This is a genomic window from Paracoccus sp. PAMC 22219, assembly GCF_000787695.1.
GTDB lineage: Bacteria > Pseudomonadota > Alphaproteobacteria > Rhodobacterales > Rhodobacteraceae > Paracoccus.
In genome coordinates this window covers 1-22,840 of sequence record NZ_BBPH01000095.1, presented here as the reverse complement: position 1 = coordinate 22,840, position 22,840 = coordinate 1, and the positions used below count along the sequence as shown (strand labels likewise).

At 60.8% G+C, this 22,840-nt stretch carries 18 protein-coding genes and 1 pseudogene; 15 read left to right on the top strand and 4 right to left on the bottom strand.

The annotated features are described in order from the left end of the window. Positions 1-38 precede the first annotated feature (38 nt). The 15 genes from TY51_RS11610 (at position 39) to TY51_RS11545 (ending at position 16,056) form a co-directional block, all read left to right on the top strand. Positions 39-2,024, top strand: coding sequence for a tripartite tricarboxylate transporter permease (locus TY51_RS11610; RefSeq protein ID WP_042249857.1), 1,986 nt, complete (start codon positions 39-41; stop codon positions 2,022-2,024). A gap of 13 nt (positions 2,025-2,037) precedes the next feature. Next, positions 2,038-2,970 (top strand): hydroxyacid dehydrogenase, encoded by a 933-nt coding sequence (locus tag TY51_RS11605; protein ID WP_042249856.1) that lies wholly within the window; start codon positions 2,038-2,040, stop codon positions 2,968-2,970. A 3-nt stretch (positions 2,971-2,973) separates the two neighbouring features. Next, positions 2,974-3,984, top strand: coding sequence for an Ldh family oxidoreductase (locus TY51_RS11600; RefSeq protein ID WP_042249854.1), 1,011 nt, complete (start codon positions 2,974-2,976; stop codon positions 3,982-3,984). A gap of 1 nt (position 3,985) precedes the next feature. Then, positions 3,986-5,014 carry a YeiH family protein gene (locus tag TY51_RS11595; RefSeq protein ID WP_042249852.1) on the top strand — a complete coding sequence of 343 codons (1,029 nt, stop codon included), beginning with the start codon at positions 3,986-3,988 and terminating at the stop codon, positions 5,012-5,014. A 35-nt stretch (positions 5,015-5,049) separates the two neighbouring features. After that, positions 5,050-6,213: a mandelate racemase/muconate lactonizing enzyme family protein gene (locus TY51_RS11590; RefSeq protein ID WP_042249851.1), complete on the top strand. Its 1,164-nt coding sequence runs from the start codon at positions 5,050-5,052 to the stop codon at positions 6,211-6,213. 184 nt (positions 6,214-6,397) lie between these two features. Then, positions 6,398-7,201, top strand: a complete 804-nt coding sequence (locus TY51_RS24530; protein WP_081994937.1) for a GntR family transcriptional regulator — start codon at positions 6,398-6,400, stop codon at positions 7,199-7,201. A 29-nt stretch (positions 7,202-7,230) separates the two neighbouring features. Further along, entirely contained in the window at positions 7,231-8,706 is a 1,476-nt protein-coding gene (locus TY51_RS11585; RefSeq protein ID WP_197054746.1) for an ABC transporter substrate-binding protein, read from the top strand. Between the two features lie 30 nt (positions 8,707-8,736). Beyond that, on the top strand, positions 8,737-9,663 hold the full coding sequence (locus tag TY51_RS11580; RefSeq protein ID WP_042249846.1) for an ABC transporter permease: 927 nt from the start codon (positions 8,737-8,739) through the stop codon (positions 9,661-9,663). Then, positions 9,660-10,502, top strand: coding sequence for an ABC transporter permease (locus TY51_RS11575; protein ID WP_042249844.1), 843 nt, complete (start codon positions 9,660-9,662; stop codon positions 10,500-10,502). The genes TY51_RS11580 and TY51_RS11575 overlap by 4 nt, the downstream gene beginning before the upstream one ends. A 24-nt stretch (positions 10,503-10,526) precedes the next feature. Continuing rightward, complete coding sequence (locus tag TY51_RS11570) at positions 10,527-11,327, top strand: SDR family NAD(P)-dependent oxidoreductase (RefSeq protein ID WP_042249842.1); 801 nt, start codon at positions 10,527-10,529, stop codon at positions 11,325-11,327. Then, positions 11,327-12,202: a polysaccharide deacetylase gene (locus TY51_RS11565; RefSeq protein WP_042249839.1), complete on the top strand. Its 876-nt coding sequence runs from the start codon at positions 11,327-11,329 to the stop codon at positions 12,200-12,202. Before TY51_RS11570 ends, TY51_RS11565 begins: the two co-directional genes overlap by 1 nt. Beyond that, positions 12,199-13,755, top strand: a complete 1,557-nt coding sequence (locus TY51_RS11560; RefSeq protein WP_042249837.1) for a gamma-glutamyltransferase family protein — start codon at positions 12,199-12,201, stop codon at positions 13,753-13,755. Before TY51_RS11565 ends, TY51_RS11560 begins: the two co-directional genes overlap by 4 nt. Further along, positions 13,752-14,750, top strand: a complete 999-nt coding sequence (locus tag TY51_RS11555; RefSeq protein ID WP_042249836.1) for an ABC transporter ATP-binding protein — start codon at positions 13,752-13,754, stop codon at positions 14,748-14,750. The genes TY51_RS11560 and TY51_RS11555 overlap by 4 nt, the downstream gene beginning before the upstream one ends. Continuing rightward, positions 14,747-15,535 carry an ATP-binding cassette domain-containing protein gene (locus tag TY51_RS11550; RefSeq protein ID WP_081994935.1) on the top strand — a complete coding sequence of 263 codons (789 nt, stop codon included), beginning with the start codon at positions 14,747-14,749 and terminating at the stop codon, positions 15,533-15,535. The genes TY51_RS11555 and TY51_RS11550 overlap by 4 nt, the downstream gene beginning before the upstream one ends. Before the next feature lie 218 nt (positions 15,536-15,753). Beyond that, a complete protein-coding gene (locus tag TY51_RS11545) occupies positions 15,754-16,056 on the top strand; it encodes a hypothetical protein (protein ID WP_042249834.1) in 303 nt (100 codons plus the stop codon). Between the two features lie 134 nt (positions 16,057-16,190). Here TY51_RS11545 and TY51_RS21915 read toward each other — a convergent pair whose 3' ends face one another. The 4 genes and pseudogenes from TY51_RS21915 to TY51_RS11520 form a co-directional block, all read right to left on the bottom strand. Next, positions 16,191-18,251 carry a calcium-binding protein gene (locus TY51_RS21915; RefSeq protein ID WP_156117992.1) on the bottom strand — a complete coding sequence of 687 codons (2,061 nt, stop codon included), beginning with the start codon at positions 18,249-18,251 and terminating at the stop codon, positions 16,191-16,193. Positions 18,252-19,671: 1,420 nt separating this feature from the next. Then, positions 19,672-20,241, bottom strand: a complete 570-nt coding sequence (locus TY51_RS11530; RefSeq protein WP_042249830.1) for a DUF1349 domain-containing protein — start codon at positions 20,239-20,241, stop codon at positions 19,672-19,674. A gap of 79 nt (positions 20,242-20,320) precedes the next feature. Continuing rightward, entirely contained in the window at positions 20,321-20,902 is a 582-nt protein-coding gene (locus TY51_RS11525) for a sugar O-acetyltransferase (RefSeq protein WP_042249828.1), read from the bottom strand. A gap of 244 nt (positions 20,903-21,146) precedes the next feature. After that, positions 21,147-22,585 (bottom strand): annotated as a pseudogene (locus TY51_RS11520) (IS1182 family transposase). Positions 22,586-22,840: the final 255 nt, after the last annotated feature.

The window sequence follows — 22,840 nt, the reverse complement described above, 5'->3', positions numbered from 1 at the left end:
CCGGCCATGCAACGTCGCTACGTCCAATGGGGTGAACAATGGCCAATGCAGCAACCATTCTGTTCGAGGCTCTCAGCCCGATGAACCTGCTTCTGGCGCTGTTAGGGGTGCTGGGGGGAACAATCGTCGGCGCATTGCCGGGATTGTCGGCGACCATGGCCATTGCCGTCCTGGTCCCGTTCACCTTCGTGATGGACCCTGCATCGGGGTTGATCATGCTGGGGGCGATCTATACCGGAGCCATCTACGGCGGCGCCTTTGCCGCAATCCTGGTAAATACGCCCGGCACACCAAGCGCCATCGCGACGACCTTCGACGGCTATCCGATGGCCAAGCGCGGGGATGGCGATCTGGCCGTGACCCTGGCAACCATCGCCAGTGTCTTCGGCGGCATGGTGGGTGCTATACTCCTGATCACGCTGGCCCCGCGGCTGGCGACGCTGGCACTGGCTTTCCAGTCGACGGAGTATTTCTGGTTGGCGCTTCTGGGCCTGACCCTGATTGCCACGCTGTCTCAGGGCAATCTGGTCAAGGGTCTGATCGGCGGCATGTTCGGCATCTTCCTGTCAATGATCGGTGTGGCCGTCATCGGCGGCGACGTGCGGTTCACGGGGGGCATGCCGTCCATGCTGGGAGGTATCGACATCGTCGCGGCGCTGATCGGGCTATACTGCATTCCTGTGCTGATCGGGATGGTGGCCACGCCCGACCAGCATCTGGATCCCGGCGAGGCACGGGGCTTTCGTATGTTTGAGGCGATCGGCATTTCACTGAAGAACTGGTTCAACCTGATCAGGTCATCGTTGATCGGCACGCTGGTGGGCATCCTGCCGGGTGCTGGTGGCTCCATCGCGTCGCTCATTGCCTACTCAGAGGCCCGCCGTGCGTCCTCAAACTCCGAAAACTTCGGCAAGGGAGAACCCGGCGGCATCCTTGCGACTGAAAGCGCCAACAACGCGACCGTCGGCGGTGGGTTCATCCCTACGCTGGTCCTGGGCATTCCCGGTACACCGCCCGACGCGGTGATCATGGGTGCCCTGATGGTTCAGGGCATTCGGGTCGGCCCGTCATTGTTCCAGTCCGGGGACGATACGGTCTATGTTTTCATGACCGGGCTGGTCATCGCCACGCTGCTGATGCTGCCGGTGGGACTGATTGTCGGGCGCTATGCCTTCCGATTCATTACGAATGTCCCCAAGGCGATGCTGGTCCCACTGATCGCGTTCATGACGATCATCGGCAGTTTCGCCATTCACGCCAACCCGCATGACGTGGTCGTCATGGTGGTACTCGGTCTGATTGGATGGGCGGCCGGACTTGCCGGCTTTGGCGCATCGCCCATCGTGCTCGGGCTCGTGCTGGGCCAGATCGCGGAACAAGGCTTCATGCGGGCATGGATGATCGGTGGTGCAAGGGGCGACTTCCTGGGTCAGTTGCTGGTCAACCGACCGATCAGCTGGGGCATTCTAGCTCTGATCGTGCTGACAATGATGTTGCCGCTGCTGCGCATGCGAACTGCGCGGCGTCTGGCGCAGCAGGATGTCACCCGCGACGGCCCGGCCGTCGCGCATCGCCAGATCGATCGCGCCGGTATGGCAGGATCTGTCGTCTTTCTGGTTCTGGCCGTTTGGATGCTGTTGCAGGCACAGGGCCTGTCGGTCATGGCCGCGGCGTTTCCCTATGCGGTTGGCGCTGCGCTTGGCATCTTGTCGCTGCTGCAGATCCTGCGCAGCCTACGCGGTCATGGCGGCATCAATGCAGAAGGCGGCAGTGCAGATGGAACTGTGCGTGGCTTCGCACTGGCCGGGACGATGCTCGCTTGGGCGCTGCTCTTTCCCACAATAGGGCTGTTCGTCACCTCACTGATCGCCTGCATCGTCCTGATGCTGACGGGTCAGTTCGGCCGCCTCACGGTGCCCCGGCTTGCCACCTATCTGGCCTGCATTCTGGTGATGGTAACAGCATTCTACATGACTCTGGACCGGGTGCTCAATGTACCCCTGCCGCAAGCACTGCTGTTCTAGGAAAGGAAACGCCATGTCGCGTATCGTCATCACCGAATTCATGGACGAGGCTGCCGTGCAGCGGATATCAGCGTCTCATGACACGCTCTATGCGCCCGACCTTGTCGACCGCCGCACCGATCTGCTGGATCAAATGGCCAGGGCCGATGTGCTGATCGTCCGGAACCGCACCCGCGTCGACGCGGATCTTCTGGCAGCGGCACCCCGGCTGCAGGCCGTGGGGCGTCTTGGTGTGGGTCTGGACAACATCGACATGGACACTTGCAAGGCACGTGGCATCACTGTCTGGCCAGCGACGGGAGCCAACGATCTGGCGGTGGCTGAATATGTCATCACAACCGCGATGATGCTGCTGCGCGGGGCCTATGCCGCGACCGACCGGGTGATCGCGGGCGAATGGCCCCGTCAGGACCTGATGGGAGAGGAGTTGTCGGCTCTGACCCTGGGCTTGATGGGCTATGGCTCCATCGCCCGACAGGTGGCCCACCGCGCGCAGGCGATGGGCATGACGGTCATCGCGCATGACCCGCATCTGCCTGCCGGCGATCCGGCATGGGGCGATGTCGCATCGGTGTCACGTTCGGAACTGCTGGTCAAATCGGACGTCATTAGTCTACATGTGCCGTTGACGCCGCAGACGCGGCACATGATCGACGTCGCCGCGTTGCAGGCCATGCGCCCTGGCGTGGTGCTGATCAATGCGGCCCGTGGCGGCGTCGTGGACGAAGATGCCCTGGCCGATGCCCTGCGGACGGGCCAGCTGGCCGGGGCCGCGCTGGACGTGTTCGAGGTCGAGCCCCTGACACGCGAGGCAGGACAGCGTTTCGCGGGCCTTTCGAACCTGATCCTGACGCCGCATATCGCTGGCGTTACCACCCAGGCCAATGTCCGGGTCAGCAGCCTGATCGCCGACCGGGTTCTGGACCACCTTGCGGAAAGGGTCTGAGCGATGGTCACGATGACGCCCGATCAGGTCCACGACCTGATCCTTCGCACCCTGCTGCGCTGTCGGACCGGACAGGCCAACGCGCAATCCGTCGCGCACGCGCTGGTCGCGGCTGAGATGGTGGGCCAGTCGGGCCACGGGCTGCGGCGCGTCTCGTCCTATGCCGCGCAGGCGCTGTCGGGAAAGGTGGACGGCTTCGCAACGCCCACTGCCTCCCATCCGCGGCCCGGCGTCATGGCGGTGGATGCGGCGATGGGCTTTGCCTATCCGGCGCTGGATCTGGCCGTGGACTGGCTGGCCGAGGCCGCGCCACGTCAGGGCATTGCCGCCGCCGGCATCGCCCGGTCGCATCATTGCGGCGTTGCCGGCGTCACGGTCGAGCGTCTGGCTCGGTCCGGTCTGGTGGCGCTGCTCTTTGCCAACACGCCCGCTGCGATGGCGCCGTGGGGCGGGCGCAAGGCGCTGTTTGGCACCAACCCCATCGCCTTTGCAGCGCCCCGGTCCGGCGGGCGAACCCCCATCGTTGTGGATGTGTCCCTGTCCAAGGTCGCGCGCGGCAAGATCATGGCTGCCGACCAGAAAGGGACCGCAATCCCCGAGGGCTGGGCGTTGGACGCCGATGGACAGCCCACCACCGATCCGGCTGCGGCGCTGAACGGCACGATGATCCCCATGGGCGACGCCAAGGGCACCGCCTTGGCGCTGATGGTCGAACTGTTGGCGGCGGGCTTGATGGGCGCCAATTTCGGATATGAAGCCTCGTCGTTCTTTGCGGCCGATGGCCCGCCGTCCGGCGTGGGTCAGTTGATCCTGGCGCTAGACCCGGATGCGTTTTCAGACATGGCGCGTGTGCGGATCGACGATCTTGCCGATGCCATGGCAGATCAGCCGGGAGCGCGACTTCCAGGAGCACGCCGCGATGATTTGCGCAACGATGCCGTGAGGGCGGGACTGCAGATCGACGATGCACTGCTGGCGCAAATCGATGCGCTTGGCCGAATCAAAGAGGTCTGACATGGCTCTAGCCGCTTTGGATGCCCATCTCGACGGTGCGCGGATCAAGGCCCTGTTTCCGGGTATTGCCGTCTCTGTCTTAGTGGCAGTGACAGCACAGTTTCTGGCCGAGCATTACGGTGCACCTGCCATGTTGATGGCCTTGCTGCTTGGCCTGACCCTGAATTTTCTGGCTGAACCGGGCACGCGGACCGCAACTGGGGTGGCGTTTTCGGCCCAGACCGTGCTGCGTCTCGGGGTTGCGCTCCTGGGTGCGCGCATCTTCGTTCAAATGTTGGCGGAGCTGGGCGGTCCGATGATTGCACTGGTGGTGGCCGGCGTCGTGGTCACGATCCTTTTCGCACTGTTGGCGGCACGGATCTTTGGGCGGGGATGGCGATTGGCGTTGCTAACGGGCGGGTCGGTCGCGATCTGCGGGGCCTCGGCTGCGATGGCGATCGCGGCGGTCCTGCCGCGAACTGACAAGTCCGAACGCAACTTGGCCTTTACGGTCTTGTCGGTCACGATCCTGTCTACGATCGCCATGGTCATCTATCCGCCTCTGTCGGTGGTGCTGGGGTTCAATTCGCTTGAATCGGCAGTGTTCCTTGGCGGGACGATCCACGACGTGGCCCAAGTGGTGGGCGCAGGGTTCTCGATCAGCCCAGAGGTGGGCGAAACCGCAACCCTAGTCAAACTGATCCGCGTATCGATGCTAGCCCCGGTCGTGCTGGTCTTTTCGCTGGCGATCCGCATGGGGGGATTGGGCGATCTTGATCCAAATGCGAAACGGCCACCGATCCTACCGTCCTTCGTCATCGGGTTTCTGGTGCTGGCAGCCCTGAATTCGCTCGGCCTGATACCCGCTGCGCTGTCGGCCTTCGCTGAAGGTGCCAGCCGATGGGCTCTACTGGTGGCGATTGCCGCAGTCGGCATCAAGACGTCCCTTGTTCGGATGCTGGATGTGGGCGGCAGTGCGATTGCCCTGATCGTCGCTGAAACCATCATGCTAGGAACATTCATCATCGTCGGCGTTCATCTGATCGGATGAATGCGATGAACGCGAGCTGTAAAGGATGACCAACCATGCGCATCATTGATATTCGTGAGGTGACCAAGCCGATCGCCTCTCCGATCCGCAACGCCTTCATTGACTTCAGCAAGATGACGATCAGCCTTGTGGCGGTGGTGACGGACGTCGTCCAGAACGGACAGCGGGTCGTGGGCTATGGCTTCAATTCCAATGGTCGCTATGGACAAGGCGGCCTGATCCGGGAGCGATTTCGGAGCAGAATCCTTGAAGCGGCGCCTGAGGTGCTGCTGAACGACGCGGGTAAGAATCTTGATCCGCATCGCATCTGGGCCGCGATGATGGCGAACGAAAAGCCCGGAGGACATGGCGAACGCTCCGTCGCTGTCGGCACGATCGATATGGCCATCTGGGATGCTGTCGCCAAAATTGAGGACAAGCCTCTGTTTCATCACTTGGCCGATCTGCACGGACGCACGGCCGACCCGCGGGTGTTCGTCTATGCAGCAGGGGGCTATTACTATCCGGGCAAGGACGACGGAGCCCTACGCGCCGAGATGCGAAGCTATGTTGATCGCGGGTATACCGTGGTCAAGATGAAGATTGGTGGTGCATCGTTGAGGGACGACCAGCAGCGGATCGAAGCGGTGCTGGACGAGATAGGATCGAGGGCCCGTCTGGCCGTCGACGCAAACGGCCGTTTCGATCTGGAGACGGCCATCGCCTATGCCAAGATGCTACGTGCGTACCCGATATTCTGGTACGAGGAAATCGGCGATCCCCTTGACTATGGCCTTCAGGCAGCGATGTCGGAGTTCTACGATGCTCCCATGGCAACAGGCGAAAACCTGTTTTCCCATCAGGATGCCCGAAATTTGTTGCGGTATGGCGGGATGCGCGCAGACAGGGACTATCTGCAATTCGACTGCGCGCTGTCTTATGGGCTAGTCGAATATCTACGAACTTTGGATGTCTTGCGGCAATTCGGATGGGCGCCCACACGATGCATCCCGCATGGTGGCCATCAGATGTCGCTGAATATCGCTGCGGGATTGGGGTTGGGGGGCAATGAAAGCTATCCTGATCTCTTCCAGCCTTATGGCGGCTTTCCCGACGGTGTCAGCGTCAATCAGGGACATATCGTGATGCCCGATCTGCCAGGCATCGGATTTGAAGGCAAATCGGACCTTATCCATGAGATGCATGCGCTGGCAAAATAGGAGCCTTGATCTGCCACGCTCGGCGCGGATCTGGCCAATACGGCTATTCGTCACACCCTAGGCCAACTTCATCGTTTGTCAGACGTTGATCAAAAACGCAGCAAATCAAGGAAAGGCATGCCTCATATTTGACATGTTAAAAGCTTATTATTGACATGTCAAAAATCGCCGTCATCATCCACGTATGTATGACAAACAATCCCCCTTCGCCGTCACAAGCAAACTTGGCCGCCGCGACAGTCTTTCTGACAGCGCGCATGCAAGGTTGCGTGCTGCGATCATCGATTGTGAGCTGCCGCCCGGAGCGGTCGTGTCGGAAGCAGAACTCAGTACCCGGTTCGCATTTGGACTGGCTGCCGTCCGCGCAGCGCTGTCAAAGTTGACGGAGGCGGGATGGATCGCACCCGACGGTCGGCGTGGATCGAAAGTTCTGGAAATGTCAGCGGCGCATCTCGCAGATTTGGCCACATCAAGACATCTGCTTGAACCAGCGTTACTTCATCATGCACCACCCACCAGTCTCGGGGAGGAGTTGCGCCTTCGCGCTGCAGTGTATCAATCAGAGAATCTGCACTCTCCCGCACAAGCTCGGACTGGCCTGTTGCATCAGGAAAGGACATTGCTGATGCTAGTCGCCCAATCCGTTGCAGCGCCGCGGCTGAGAGGGTGGTTGATCGACACGTGGGATCTGTGCCTTCGAGCCGATCGGAATCTGGACCGTGAATTCGGTATTGGCCGCGGTCCTTTGCCGTTGGCTGACCTGGCTTGCACATTGGCGGATGCCGATGCCCCCGGGGCGGCAGTCGTGTTGACGCAGATGCGCCACGAGTTCGAGCTGCGCACTGCTCGAGCGCTCAGCCGCAGCGCTGCCCCATTGTCGCATGCGCTAGGCATGCAAAAGCCCTCACGGCGCGAAAATGCCTCCTCGCCAACGCCGCGTCCAAGCCCGTCACACAGACCCCGTTCCGCAAAAGGAGACCCGGCATGAGACTTGTTCCCAAGACGTTGTTCGCTGCCATGCTGGCGGCCACGACCGCCTTGACGGCCCCCTCGTTGGCGATGGCCGATGCGGAACGGCTGGTCGTTGACCTTGTCAACGAACCAACCACCCTGGATCCGCATCTGCAGTGGAATCCCGACAGTTACTATGTCTATCGTAATATCTTCGACAACCTGCTGACTCGCGATGATGACGGCGAAATCGTCCCGCAGATCGCGACGGAATGGGAACAGATCTCGGACACCGAGACCGTCTTCACGATCCGCGACGACGCGCTGTTCCATGACGGAAGCCCGCTGACGGCGGAAGATGTGGTCTACTCCATTCAGCGCATCACCGACCCGGAGTTCGGCTCTCCGCAGTTGTCGCAATTCGAAAGCATCATCAGCGCTGAGGTCCAGGAGGATGGCCGCGTCAAGCTGACTACTGCGACGGGCTATCCAGCGCTATTCGCGCAACTGGTCAAACTGTCCATCGTTCCCAAGGCAGTTGTCGAGGAGATGGGTCGCGAAGCGTTCAATCTGGCCCCTGTCGGCTCCGGACCCTACAAATTCGACAGCTGGCAGCGCGGGGTCGAGGTCGGGCTGGTAAGGAACGATGATTACTGGGGCGATGCGGGCGTATTTCCAGCAGCGGTGTTCCGCGCCGTCCCGGATGCCTCGACTCGGGTGGCCAACCTGACATCGGGCGCGTCTGACCTGGTCGTTGGCATGGACCCAGACCTCGCGATTCAACTTGAGACCGCCGATGGCGTCGGTACCTTGTCCGCGCTGACTGAACGGGTCGCCTATCTCAGCGTCAATCGGAACAAGCCCGGACTGGATGACCCGCGTCTGCGCAAGGCGATTGCCCATGCGATCGACCGTGACCTGCTGGTGGAGGGGCTGCTTGGCGGTTTCGACAACCCGGTGGGACAGATGCTGACGCCCGTTCATGTTGGCTGGCTGGAGGGTTTCGAAGGTGTGCCCTATGACCCGGACGCAGCACGCGCTCTCATCGCAGAAGTGGGCGAGCCTGCGACACGGCCCCTGGGCTTTGCCACCTCTCCGGTCTTCGACCAGCGCATCGTGCAGGCCATCCAGCAAATGCTGGGCGAGGTCGGCCTGACGGTCGAGATCGAGATGACCGACATGGCCACCTACCTGCAAAAATCGCAAAGTGAACCCGAACAGGCCCCGGACATGGGCTTTGGCCGTTGGTCCTGCGCCTGCCAGGATGCCGATGGTGTTCTTTATCCCCTGCTGCATTCCAGCTCCTCTTGGTCGCGGGTCCGCGATGACGAGCTGGACGCCCTTCTTGAAAGCGCACGTTCGGAGATGAACCCCGAGGCACGGCTGGCGCTGTATGGCCAGGTTCACGAGTGGATCGCGGAAGAGGTGCCGCAGGTGCCGCTGTACCAGGCGGCCATCCTCTATGGAGCGTCGGACAACCTCGAATGGACGCCAACCTCGAACGAGAGCCTGTTTCTGAACCGGATGGGTTGGTCGGAATGAGCCCGGCGCTGCATCGGGATCGGTTGCACGATGAGCCGGTTTCTGTTCCGGCGCCTGATGCAGGCCGCGATCTCGATTCTTGGGGTCACGGCGCTCATATTCTTTCTGCAGCGTCTTGCGGGTGACCCGGTTCTGCTGATGGTGTCCGAAGGCGCAAGCCAACAGGCCATAGACGCCTTGCGTGCCAATCTTGGCTTCGATCGGCCGGTTCTTGTCCAGTTCACGGACTACATGTCGGATCTGGCTCTGCTCGATTTTGGCCAGTCCGTCGTCCAGCAGGTACCGGTGGTCGATATCATTGGCTCGCGCCTGCCATACACGATCTGGCTGGCGGGGGTCGCATTGCTGCTGGCGCTTGGCATCGGCGCGCCACTTGGCGTGTTCATGGCAATGCGGCGCGACCATCCGCTCAGCCGCATCGGAATGGGTTTCGTACTGGCCGGACAAAGCCTCCCGACCTTCTGGAGCGGGGTCCTGTTGATCCTCGTCTTTGCCGTGACATTGGGCTGGCTGCCCGCATCAGGGGCCCGCGCACCAGACAGCGTCATCATGCCTGCAATCTGCCTGTCGCTGCTCAGCATGGCGACATTTGCCCGCGTGACCCGCACCGCCGTTCTGGACGAGTTGTCCAAGCCCTATATCCGCGCGGCGCGTGCAAAGGGCTTGTCGATGGGGCAGGTCGTGCGGCGCCACGCTTTGCGGAACAGCGCCATTCCGGTGATTTCGATCGCCGCTCTCGAAATTGCCAACCTGCTGTCAGGTGCCGTCATCGTCGAAACGGTGTTTGCATGGCCAGGCCTCGGCCAGTTGACAGTCCAGTCGATCGCAGCCCGCGACTTTCCAATCGTGCAGGCTGTCGTTCTGCTGGGTGCCTTCGTATCGATCTTTCTAAATCTGGCTGCTGATCTTCTGTACAGCGCCGTCGATCCGCGCATCCGGCTGGAGGGCAGCAAGTGATCCAATCCACCCGCCTTGGCCGGTGGCTGCCGCCCCGCTTATGGATTTTCGTGGGCATTCTTGTGGTGCTGGTCTCGGCTGCCGTGCTGGCGCCTCTTATCGCGCCGCAGGACCCTGAGGCGCAGAACCTTCTGGGCCGCCTGCGCGCGCCAGGCACCGAGGTTCGCGATATCACCTATCTTTTGGGTTCAGACGAACTGGGCCGGGACCTTCTTTCGCGGCTGATCTACGGCGCACAGGTCTCTTTGACGGTGGCCGCACTGTCGGTGCTGGTCAGCGGCTCCATCGGAACTGCACTGGGCATGATCGCGGCATGGTCCGGCGGATGGACCGGCACGATCATCATGCGCATGGTCGATATCGTTCTGTCGGTTCCAGCAATCCTGCTGGCGATCATCACGGTCGCGATCCTGGGGCCGGGGTTCATCAATGTCATTGCCGTTCTGGCCTTCACGCGGTGGCCACGCTATGCGCGCGTGGCGTATGGCCAGACGCTTGGGCTGATGAACCTTCCCTATGTGCGTCTGTCGCGCTTCATGGGGGCGTCGACGACGCGTGTGCTCCTGCGTCATATCCTGCCCAACATCATCGGCCCCATCATGGTCGTCGTGACACTGGAGTTTGGGCTGATGGTCCTGTTCGAGGCCGGTCTCTCCTTCCTGGGCCTGGGTGTGCAGCCGCCCACGCCAAGCTGGGGGGCCATCCTGTCGGCGGGGCGGAACTATGTCACCACAGCCTGGTGGATCGCGGTCTTTCCCGGCTTGTTCCTGTTTCTTTTGATCCTGTCGGTCAACGTTCTGGGCGATCACGTCCGGGATGTCGTCGAAGGTCGACGCTGAACATTCCACGAAAGGACCCCTTCCATGACCCGACCCCTGCCTCTGCCCGGCGCCGACTTTACTGGAAAACGCGTCATCGTGACCGGAGCCGCGGGCATCTTCGGGCGCTGGATCGCCGAGGCGTTCGATGCCGCCGGGGCTACGCTGCTGCTCTCCGACCGAGATCAGGCTGCGATGGTGGATGCCGCAAACGAATTTTCGCGTCCTGCCCTGATCCACGCGACCGAACTGACCGATGCGGCATCCATCGACGATCTGGTAGCGATGGTTGGACGTGAATGGGGGGCGGCTGATATCCTGGTCAACAACGCTGCGGTCTATCCCAGTGGCTTTCTGCTGGACGTGGACGCCGACGAATGGGACCGCATTTTTGATATCAACCTGCGCGCGCCGTTTCTGCTGACGCGGGGCATCGCCACGCAGATGGTGCGGCAGGAGGTTCGCGGCAATATTGTGATGATCTCGTCTGGGGCGTCGCGCAAAATGCGCACGACGGCTGCGCCGTATTCGATCTCTAAATCCGCCCTGGACCGGCTAACGAAGGGATTTGCCGTCGAGCTGGCCGAGTATGGCATTCGCTGCAACGCGGTCGAGCCCGGTTTCGCAGCTGGCAGCACCGCCAGCCCGCTAACAGATGCGCATGTGAATGCAGTCACCGGCGCGATCCCCCTTGGGCGGGCATCCCGATATGAGGATGCGCCTGCGGCAGTCATGTTCCTGGCGTCCGATGCGGCCAGCTATATCACCGGCGCGACACTGTCCGTCGATGGAGGGGGATCGGCAGGGCAAATCCTGGTGCATCAGGACAAGAAAAAGGCGTTGTGATGGATCGCCCCCGCTACTCTTGGCCCGACGGCAAGAGATCGGCTGCGTGCTTCAGTGTCGATGTGGATGCCGAGGCGCCTTATCTTTGGGCCAATCGCACGGGCCTGCCGCCGTATCTGGGCCAGCTCGAGCAGCGCCGGTTCGGGCCCAGAGAGGGGATCTGGCGCATTCTGGACATGCTGGACCGGGTCGGGGTCAAGGGCAGTTTTTACGTCCCGTCCGTAGTGGCGGAACTGCATCCCGACCTGTTGCCCGCCCTGTGCGCGCGGGGCCACGAGGTCGGCCTGCACGGGCACCTGCATGAAGTGGTCTCCGAAACGACCGACGATCAATTTACCGCCGCACTGGATCATTCGCTTCAGGTCTTTCAACGGCAGACCGGCAGTGCCCCGGTGGGCTTCCGGTCCCCTGCGTGGGAAATGACGTCTGCCATGCTGGCGGTATTGAAGGACAGGGGACTGCGCTATGACAGTTCGTTGATGGGCTATGACCACCCCTATCAGATCGGCGGACTGGTGCAGGTGCCAGTGCAGTGGCAGATCGACGATGCAATCTATTTCAAGTTTCAGGGTGGCGGAGCCGACCGCTGGCCACCCGAACCCGCCCGCGTCGTCGAGGACAGCTGGCGCGATGAATTTCAGGCCGGACGCGACTATGGGCAGCTGTTCACCATCACGGTTCATCCCTGGATTTCGGGGCGTGCACAACGGGTGACGATGCTGGATCGACTGTTGTCAGACATCGCGGCGCAGGACGACGTGTGGTTTGCCACCGCAGGTCAGATCGCGGACTGGCACCTGTCAGCTCATGACGGGCGGTTCGTTGCGGAACCTGGGCTGGACCTGTTGACTGCTGTACTGGAGACGAGCGCATGACATCGACATGGAAACCCGCCAAGACGATGATCGAGGGGCACGGTGGCATGGTCGCGGCTCAGCATCAGATCGCAGCACAGGCGGGTGCCGACGTGCTGGCGCGGGGCGGCAACGCCATGGATGCGGCTGTCACGACTGCTTTGGTCCTGTCGGTGGTTGAGCCATGGTTGAGCGGGATTGGCGGTGGTGGGTTCTTGTTGTGGCGGGACGGACGTGACGGGTCCGCTCGCAGTCTCGACTTCTCCATGATGTCGCCGCGGGCACTTAGCGTTGAGGATTACCCGTTGGTGCCGGGGCATGACGACGACTGGTTTAGTTGGCCGCAGGTACAAGGGCAGAGGAACCTGATGGGCGTTCATTCCATCTGCGTTCCTGGCGCGGTGGCGGGACTGGCTGAGGCCTTGGAAGAGCATGGCACGATTTCGTGGGCCGAGGCACTGGCGCCCGCGATCGCCGAGGCTGACAAAGGGCTGGAGGTCGATTGGTTCACTGCGCTCTGCCTGACCATCGATGCCAGCAACCTGCTCACCGACCCGGTCTCAACCAGGGTCTTCCTGGCGGACGGGAAGGTGCCGTCCCTGGGCGAGGGCCGGACAAAGCGACGCCTGCCGCTGGACGCAAAGGCCGCGACCCTGCGCCGGCTTGCCGATGCCGGTTCGCGGGACTTCTACGACGGCCGGATCGCCGATGATTTAATCGCGGACATGCAGGAACTGGGCGGGTCAATGACGACCGATGATCTGGCCGCCTATCGCCCCCGATGGGGTACGCCCCTTCGACAGACTTGGGCGGGCAGTACGGTGCTTGCCATGCCCGGCCTGTCAGGAGGGCCAGCGCTGCTGGACGTTCTGACACACCTGGACGACACGGCGGCGCCGGAGCCGCGGGCCTTGGATTACGCCGATTTTGCGGATGCGATCCGTAATGCCTATGCACGACGCCTGACGCAGCGAGGTCATGCTGCAAGCCCGGTCGATCCGGGGTGCACCACGCATCTGTCCGTCGTCGATGCGCAGGGCAACGCTGTTTCGCTGACCAATACCCTGCTGTCGCGCTTTGGGTCCAAGGTAACGTCGGCGCGCACAGGAGTGCTTTTGAACAACGGCATGATGTGGTTCGATCCGCGCCCCGGCACGCCGAACGCTTTGGCGGCGGGTGCACAGCCCTTGGCCAACATGTGCCCCGTCTTGGTCGAGACGGACACCGGTGGGGTTCTAGCCATGGGTGCCGCTGGCGGACGTCAGATCATGCCTGCCATCGCGCAGTTGCTGGCATTTCGTCTGCGCCATGGGATGGACCTGGGAAAGGCACTTTCCCATCCCCGGCTGGACGCATCCGAGCCCCGCATCCGGGTCGACCGTCGTGCGCCGGAGCAAACTGCTGGCCTGATCGCCCGCAACCATGATGTCGACATGGTGGACGACATCCTCTACCCGGTGCAGTTTGCAATCCCAAGCGCGGTGGAACGGCACTCGGACGGACGCATCCAAGGGATGGTTCATCCCAATCACCCCTGGTCCGCGGCTGTCTCTGCCGACCTGGAGGCAAAATGATCGTGGAAGGGCGGGGTACAGCGGATCCTGTACTGTCCTGCACCGACCTGCGCATCGAGATTGGCGGAAACCCGGTGGTGGATGGTACCACGCTGGCCATCGCGGCAGGCGAAACCTTGGCGCTGGTTGGCGAGTCTGGTTGTGGCAAAAGCATGACGGCCCTTGGTTTGATCCGGCTTTTGCCGGATGCTGCGCGACAATCAGGCGGCCAGATCACGCTTGAAGGCGCCAGGATCGACAAACTGTCGGAACGGCAGATGAACCGTCTGCGCGGTGATCGCCTGGCGATGATCTTTCAGGAGCCGGTTGCATCGTTGGATCCGTTGATGCCAGTCGGACGGCAGATCGCGGAGGCACTGGGTCGGGCGTCCGAAACCTCCTCTACCGACGTCGATGCCCGCGTGCAGGACATGCTGGTCAGGGTCGGCATCGATCGCCCGGAAGTTCGTGCACGCCAGTATCCATTCCAGCTATCCGGCGGAATGTGTCAGCGAGTCATGATCGCCATGGCGATGATCCGTCGCCCGATGCTGCTGATCGCGGACGAGCCTACGACTGCGCTTGATGTGACCATCCAAAAGCAGATCCTGGACCTCATGTCTGATCTGCGCCGCGAAACCGGCAGCGCAGTGCTCTTGATCACCCATGACATGGGGGTCGTGTCGGAAAGTGCGGACCGCGTGGCCGTCATGTATGCCGGTCGGATCGTGGAAGCAGGTGCCGTGACGCAGGTCTTTGCCGAACCGCGCCACCCCTACACAGCAATGCTTTTACGGACCATTCCGCGCCTGGATGGCCCGCGCAAGGTCGCTCTTCCTGCCATTTCCGGGGCAGTTCCTGATATCCGCGACTGGCCCCAGGGATGTCGGTTTCATCCCCGCTGTCCGCTTGCAACCGATCGCTGTCGCATCGAAGCGCCGCCGCTTGCTCAAGTCGAACCCGGTCACGACACTGCCTGCTGGCATCACGACCGTATCGCCACGGAGCTGACATGACCCCCCCCATTGTCTCGGTTCGTGATCTCAAGGTGCACTTCCCGATCCGCAGCGGTCTCCTTGGCCGGGTGACGGATCATGTGCGTGCCGTGGACGGGGTCAGCTTTGATCTGATGCCCGGCAAGACTGTCGCCATCGTCGGTGAATCGGGCAGCGGCAAATCCACGACCGGCTATGCGGTGATGGGCATGCAGGAACCGACCGCTGGTCAAATCCTGATTGATGGACGTGACCGCACGCAGATGTCAGCGAACGAACGTATGGCAACGATGCGGCGCCTGCAGATCGTCTTCCAGGACCCGGCCTCGGCGCTCAACCCTCGCATGTCTGCCGCGGAAAGCATTTCCGAGCCACTACAGATTCACCGGATCGGGACGGCCCGTGACCGGCGCGAACGGGCCATGGAATTGCTGGACCTGGTCGGCTTGCCCCACTCAGCTGCGGGAAAGCTGCCACGCGAATTTTCCGGAGGGCAGAAACAGCGCATCGTCATCGCACGCGCGCTTGCGCTCGAGCCGCAGGCAGTCATATGCGATGAGGCTGTGTCGGCACTGGATGTCTCGATTCAATCGCAGATCCTGAATCTTCTGCTGGACCTGCAATCGCGCCTTGGGCTGGCCTATATCTTCATCTCTCACGACCTGTCGGTCGTGCGGCATATAGCCGACCATATTCTGGTCATGCAGGCGGGAAAGGTCGTCGAGCAGGCGGCCACCGACGAGATATTCAATGCACCCAAAGACACATATACGCGGCAGCTTCTCGAGGCCGTTCCAAAGCTGTAAATTTGGCCGTGCATTGGCGTGAGAGCCTGACGAAGCTAATACGCAAACCGGTAAATGGCGCCTGAATGTCAATAATGGCGCATATGCACGAGAGTAAGGTCCTCTTGGGACTTTGCTTGCCCCTGCTCATAGTTGCGGTGCCTGATTGCTCCCGATAACCCCTCTACGAGTAGAGCGGCTGCTGAGCCCTAGTATCATGAGTGAAGAGGGGATGCTTTGTGACTGACGAAATCTCTGTCGGGCACTCTGTCAGGATGCGGGTCAAAAGCGTCTTGGAGGAAGCCGCCTATCAAGAGCGTAGGCGTTTCGACGCGGATGCCCGGCCATATACCCTGCAGGCGCGCCAAGAGGCCGAAGCCCTTCATGCCGAGATCGCGAAGCTTGTTGCACGTGCGAACACCTTTAATCGAATGGTGACCGAGCGTCTGTCCAAGGAGGCTGAGGACGATGCAGAGAAGATGGAGCAACTGAGGCGGTTCCGGAATGCCGGGCGCATCAGAGTTGAGCTTGCCGCTTTTTAATTGTCTCTTCCTGGTGGGCTGTCCCCCATTTTGAACCAACTTGTGCTTGGGGCGGGGCTTACCGCGTTTATTTAAGGGCAGGTCATCCCGATATTATGGCGCTGATCTTCTCATAGGAAACCTGCCAGATCCGATCAGACGAAGAGCAGGTCGTTTCCGAGCGCGTTAATCGTTGTGTTGTAAACTCTCAGAATATCGCCATCGCCAAAATCGAAGAGAACATCGGATCCGCTTGCCGTGGCATAGGTCCGCGCCTGCGCAAAGTTCGCAACTCCGAAATCAAGAAGCCGGATCGTGTCTATATTGTCCTGAAAATCCAGAATGACATCGTGATCGAATCCCTTCATGAAAACAAAGGTGTCGGTGCCTATGCCGCCCGTGATGCGGTCATTTCCAACACCGCCAACTAAGGTGTCGTTTCCAAAACCCCCGTTGAGACTGTCGTTTCCAGCGTTGCCCTCCAGCAGGTCATAGCCCTGCCGGCCCTGAATGTTGTCCGCTCCGTTTCCACCTCTGATCAGGTTGGCTCCAGCATTGCCCAGCAGCAGGTCATTGCCCCCCCCGCCGTGGATGTTTTCGATTTTCCGGATCACATCGACGCCATGACCCGTGGCCTGCGGGCCGGTCACTGATAAATCGAGCCTTGCCGCGCGGCTCTCGCCCATGAATGAAACCCAGTCAATTCCAACTCCGCCGTCCGTGGTGTCGTTTCCAAGACCTCCGTTCAGAATGTCATTCCCGGCGTTGCCTTCCAGCAGGTCATAGCCCTGCTTGCCCTGAATGTTGTCCGCCCCGTTTCCACCTCGGATCAGGTTGGCCCCAGCATTGCCCAGCAGCAAGTCATTGCCCGCGCCGCCGTGGATGTTTTCGATGTTCCGGATCGCATCGACGCCATGACCCGTGGCCTGCGGGCCGGTCACTGATAAATCGAGCCTTGCCGCGCGGCTCTCGCCCATGAACGAAACCCAGTCAATTCCGGCTCCGCCGTTCAGGGTATCATTTCCAAGACCCCCGTGAAGAATGTCATTCCCGGCGTTGCCCTCCAGAAGGTCATAGCCTTGTCCGCCCTGAATGGTGTCCGCCCCGTTTCCACCCCTGATCAGGTTGGTCCCAGCATTGCCCAGCAGCAGGTCGTTTCCGGCGCCGCCGTGGATGTTTTCGATGTTTCGGATCGCATCGAGGCCATGACCCGTGGCCTGCGGGCCGGTCAACGACAGATCGAGCCTTGCCGCCCGGCTTTCGCCCATGAACGAAACCCAGTCAATTCCGGCTCCGCCGTCCATGGTGTCGTTTCCAAGTCCTCCGGTGAGAGTATCGTTTCCAAGGCCACCCTGTAGAATGTCGTTGCCTGCAAGGCCGCTAATACGGTCATCACCCTCGTGGCCTGCAATCATGTTCGCATCGGCTGAGCCGATCAGGATGTCTATGAAACGACTCCCCGATAGGTTCTCAATGCTGATCAGGGTATCACTCCCTAGGGAGGCGCCGACACTTTGAGAACCGGTAATGGACAGATTGACCCGAACATCGCCCTGCGCGCCCAGATAGTCGGCCGTATCGGTACCCTGACCACCATGAAGGGTATCGTTACCGGCTCCGCCCACCAACGTGTCATTGCCTTGGTTGGATGAGACCAAGTCACCGGAAACCCTCATGGTGTCGATGTCCGAGTTCCATCTTAGATCACCAAGAAGCCCGCCCGCAGGAAGGTTGGTGAAATCAACAACCATAGTTGTATATAGGTCTCCGACGGCTTCATTTCCCGAGATATTTACGATCCCTGAATAATTCACGGTCAGGCTTCCGGCGATGCTTTCATATTCTGGAGCCAGTTCAAAAGGGAAGCCACTCAAAGAACCAGGAGTAGACCCTCCAGACTGATCATCGCTGTCCGACGTTGTATCGAATACAGAGCTGGCAGGCTGCAAGTTTATTTGAAGTGATGCGAGGAGCTTTGTTGCAGCTAACTCATGCCAATCGAAACCAAAAGACATATCGACATCTGTGCCGGTAGCGCCGCCGTATGTATAGGCATCCAGTGCGCGCCATCTCAGAGTTTCGGTTGATCCGTCAGCATATATTGCCGTGATCTGAGCACCTTCCAAATCGACCCCACGCGAGGCAGTGTCGTCGCGAATACCGTTGATAGTTTCGTGCGGGTTTTCGTCTATTCTCATAATATCGATTAAGGGCATTTATCGATCCACTTTCTACCATCTACGCACACTACTGGCGCGCCCGTCGTGGAGGCGAAGTAGATCAAGGCCACTCCGTCATAATGATCAGCACTGCGGCCCTACCAATTTGTCTGATGGCCGACAATTATAATATCTGGAAAAATTCACAAAAGATGTTCGATCCAGGCTCCAAGTCGCCTCGGCTGATTGGTCAGTGACACCAGTGCGACCCGCGTCTTCTCGCAGCGCGGACGATGAATGGCAGCATTTGCAGACCAGCATGATCGTCATGCTGCATTGCAGTCAGGCGGCTATCAGCGTGTCGCGCTGTCTTGTGCCGGAGCAGTGCTTGTGAGGATGAAGGTGGAGCGTAAGGCAGCAAGGTCCCGCAAAGCAGTCTCACAGGACGAGCTCGCACCATTCTGGCCCACGCATCACGAGGAGAACTAGATCACGCGCGATCCCACGCTCAGCCGTTGCCTCTACGAGAGATCCCGTTTCACGCAGCAGTCTCCCTGGATCTTCGGGATCATGTGGTTCTACCCGCTGTTCGTCGCCCTGTGGCTCTTCACCTCAGGATCGGCGCAAGGCTAACATCGGCGGTTATCGAAGCGCGCAGAATCGACCTCTAACGCGGCCGTCAGGGCCCCTGATTGCACGCTTAGGTTGCTTAGACTGCCAGCGGCATTACATTAATAGGCGATGAGCGTGGAGTGTCATATGCGAATGATAGTCTTGGCTGCGGTGATGGTGAGCGCTACGCCTGCATGGACCCAGGAGCTGCGGTCGATCGACGAGACAATGCACGGCATAGACGACGATTTGCATGTCTCGGCCTACACCTCGGTGCGATGCGCAGGATTGTTCGACGGCATCGTGGCTTACGGTGGCCAGAACATGCCCACCGAGCTGGTCGAGCAGTATCGCACGGCATCGACGACGCTAGTCATCGGCACGACGATATTCAGTGTACACCAGATACATAATCGCAGATTACCCGAGAAGGATGTCTTGACGGAGTTTCGGAACTCGGACGCAGAGGCCGCTCGTTTTCGCGACATCTACAGCGATCGGCTGCAGAAAAAACAACCTGACCGGTCAGATGATCGAGACCGACCCGCTGGCGAAGGCCGACCTCGCGCTCTGCGGTGAAGTTGTTTCGCGGGTCGAGCAGATCGTCGCACGGGAAATGGGGCAGGCTGCCGAATGAGCGGCAGGGTGTGGCGTTCAGAAAGGACCGGGCAGGGGATCGTCCCCGTTTTGCCACGCGACGATCCCATCGCAGGGCAGCTTGTCCCTAATAACTGCCTGTCGGCCGCCCCCTTGGTCCGTCCGCTTCGCGGGACGAACCGGTCATTGGTCTGATCCGCGATCCTCGTCCAGATGAATCGTAGAAGGGCTTTCTTAAAGCGTTCAACCTGGTAGCCATCTAAGACGGTCAACCGTGCAAATCGCGTGAAATAGCCTCTCCGACACGGAAGCCTTTGAAGGTGGCTTCGAAGCCGGAACGCTGCGGCGAACAGCACATCATCCCGACATCGACTGCAACGGTCGGCGGAAAGTACGCGAGCCGAACAGGGACGAACGTCCCTTCGAGCGGATCGTAATACTGAACCCGGATGGCTTCGGCATGGCGTGTCAGACGAATGCGGATATCGGTCGTGTCACCAGGAACCTCGACAAGCGACCAATCCGACATGGTGTTGGTCACGACGACCGAGAAATAGTTCTTTCCGTCCGTATGTTCGATGCCTGCCTTGATCCAGTGGCTTTCACTGAGCCGGATCATGAGCCCTGCCTGATCATAGAGCACCCTATAGTCGCCACCCACACTCACCTCCGCTGTGAAGTCACCCTCGACGCGCTGGTGGAGGAAATGGCCGTTGTCGCGATAGAAGCCGTAGAATGTTCCGCGCCAGAAATCGGTCTTGTCACCGGTCGTGACCCTGAGCACGTCACCGTCCTGGGTTACGTTCTGGGGTGGGTTCAGCCATTTGAGATCAGTCATCTTGGACCTTGATGCGCTAGAGGTTTCCAATGCAAAGCATGTCGGTTGGATAGGGGCCAGTCACGGTTCTTCGATCAGATCAGCGATATCGCAACTCGTCCTGCTCTCCGATCTCGCGAATGACGCGGGCAGGGTTGCCGCCGCAAATCACGCGCTCTGGGATCGTGCCGCGGACAACCGAGCCCGCAGCGATAACCGCGCCCGACCCGATCACAGCGCCGGGCAGGATCGAGACCCCGGCGCCGATCCAGACATCGTCTCCGATCGTCACGGGACGCGCATATTCCAGCCCTCGGTTCCGCCGTTGGGCGTCCAAGGGGTGACCCGCAGTGTAGATCCCCACGTTGGGCGCGATGAAGCAGTTCCTGCCGATGGTCACTTTGGCGCCGTCCAGGATCACCAGATTGACGTTTGCATAGAAGTCCTCGCCAAGCTCGATATTGAACCCGTAGTCACAGTGAAAATGACCGTCGAACGTCACACGCTCCCCTGCCTTTCCCAACAGGCACCGGAGGAGGGCATCCCACCGATCAGCCTCGTCAGGGTGCAGCCCGTTCAGCTCATGCAGGATGCGCTTGGCGTCGAGGCGCTTCTCAAGCACGTCAGGGTCGTAGTTGGCGTCGTAGAGCAGGCCGGCTGCGGCTTTCTCAAGTTCGGTCATGTCTGGGTCCAGTCTTTGAGCTGAGAACGCGGGGCTGGGCACTTCGCTTCGATGCCCACCCATAGCACTGCCAGTGGTTGCTGAGTACACATCAGGCTATAGAACATTCATGAGCATTTCGAACGTCTCCTAGGGGCTTAGGCTGTGTGGAAACGCCGGCGCATGCTGGCATCCAAGGGCATCTGACGCGAAGATCTGACTTGCGTTTGGCGAAGTGCAGACAGACCACAAGGAGCGGCGCCTTTCAGGCCTTCAGAGCGCTCATCAGCCCTTGGACCCCGATCAGCGCTACCATTCGCTTGAGATTGTAGGCGAGGACGTTCAGCGCGATCTCTGTTTTCACATTCCTCAGTCGTTGGGTCAGAAAGTGGGACGTGCCCATCCACGCCTTGATGGTGCCAAACGGGTGCTCGACCGTGCGTCGGCGGATTGTCATCGGTTCGGTCGGTCCGATCAGCCTCGCCCGCGCCGCCTCGACCAGATGCTCGTGCGCCCACCTTGTGATCCGGCGCTCCTTGCCGGTCGTGCATCGCGATTTCATCAGGCACGTGCCGCACTCGCTGGTCCAGTAGCGGCGGAGTTCCAAGCCGTCTTCCTCGGTCGTGTAGCGATACGGTAGCGCTTCCCCTGCGAGACAACGATAGATATCCGCGTTGGCCTCATAGGCGAAGTCCGCCTTTTCATACATGCCCTTGAGGCGGTTGCCCGACGTCTCGGGGCGCGGGATCGTCGTGGTGATTCCAGCTTTGTGACAGGCCAGGATCTGCCGCCCGCTGAAGTAGCCCTTGTCGGCCAGCACATGCATCTCGTCGCGGCGAAGCGCATCCTTGGCCGCTTTTACCATCGGCACCAGAAGATCACGGTCATGACCCTGGTTGGTGACTTCATGCGCGACGATCAGGTGGGTCTCGGTGTCGACGGCGGTCTGGACATTGTAGCCGACCATTCCGCTGTTCCGGGCGCTGCTCGCCATGCGCGGGCATCGGGGTCCGTCAGCGATATCTGCCCATCCGGCGCATCGGCCAAGGCCCGCCCCATGGCTTGCAGGTGTTGGATATGCTGCCGGACACGCCCGTAACGCTTGGCCAGATGCGCGACCTTCTCAGCCCGAACCTCGCCCTCCTCCTGTCGATCGACCCGCACCATCTCCGCGATGTAGCGCTCGACGTCCGCCTCCAGGTGGGCGATGCGGCTGGCGATCTTGCCCTTGGTAAAGTTGCGATCCCGGCTGTTGACGGCCCGGAACTTGCTCCCGTCGATGGCAACGCAGGCGCCTTTCAGCACGCCGATCCGGCGGCTCAACTCCACGAATTGAGCGCAGCTGCGGCGGATACCAGGGCCGTTGTCACGCCGGAAGTCGGCGATGGTATTGTGATCCAGGACAAGGCGGCCGGTCAGCTACATCAGCTCGACGTTCCGCCCGGCTTCGCGTTCCAATCTGCGGCTAGACGGGATCCTGTTCAGATAGCCGTAGATGAATAGCTTAAGCAGCACGGCAGGATGATATCCGGGTCGCCCCGTCCGCGCCGGCGCCGATCGCGCAAATCCAAGCGCAGGCAGATCGAGTTCGTCGACGAACAGATCAACCACCCGAACCAGGTGATCCTCGCCAATCCAATCCTCAAGACGATCTGGAAAAAGAGCCGTCTGTCCCCGCGCAGTCCCTTCGATGAAACCCGACATGCCGATCTCCCGCCACCATGTCGAAGTCTACCATAAGGCCGAGTTTCCACACAGCCTCGGCTCTTCGTGTCGATGCTGAACCGACCGATGACTGTCCGCTTTCGTCAAGCCGGAAAGCCCGAGAGGCAGACTACCTGACAGAAAAAGCAGAACTATGTGCCACAGAACAGGGCGGGGGTTCAGGCGAGGAAGCGCGAAGCGCGCCCCTCTCCTGAACCCTTGCCTCCCGGCGAGGGCAGGGGGGGAACCGCCGCA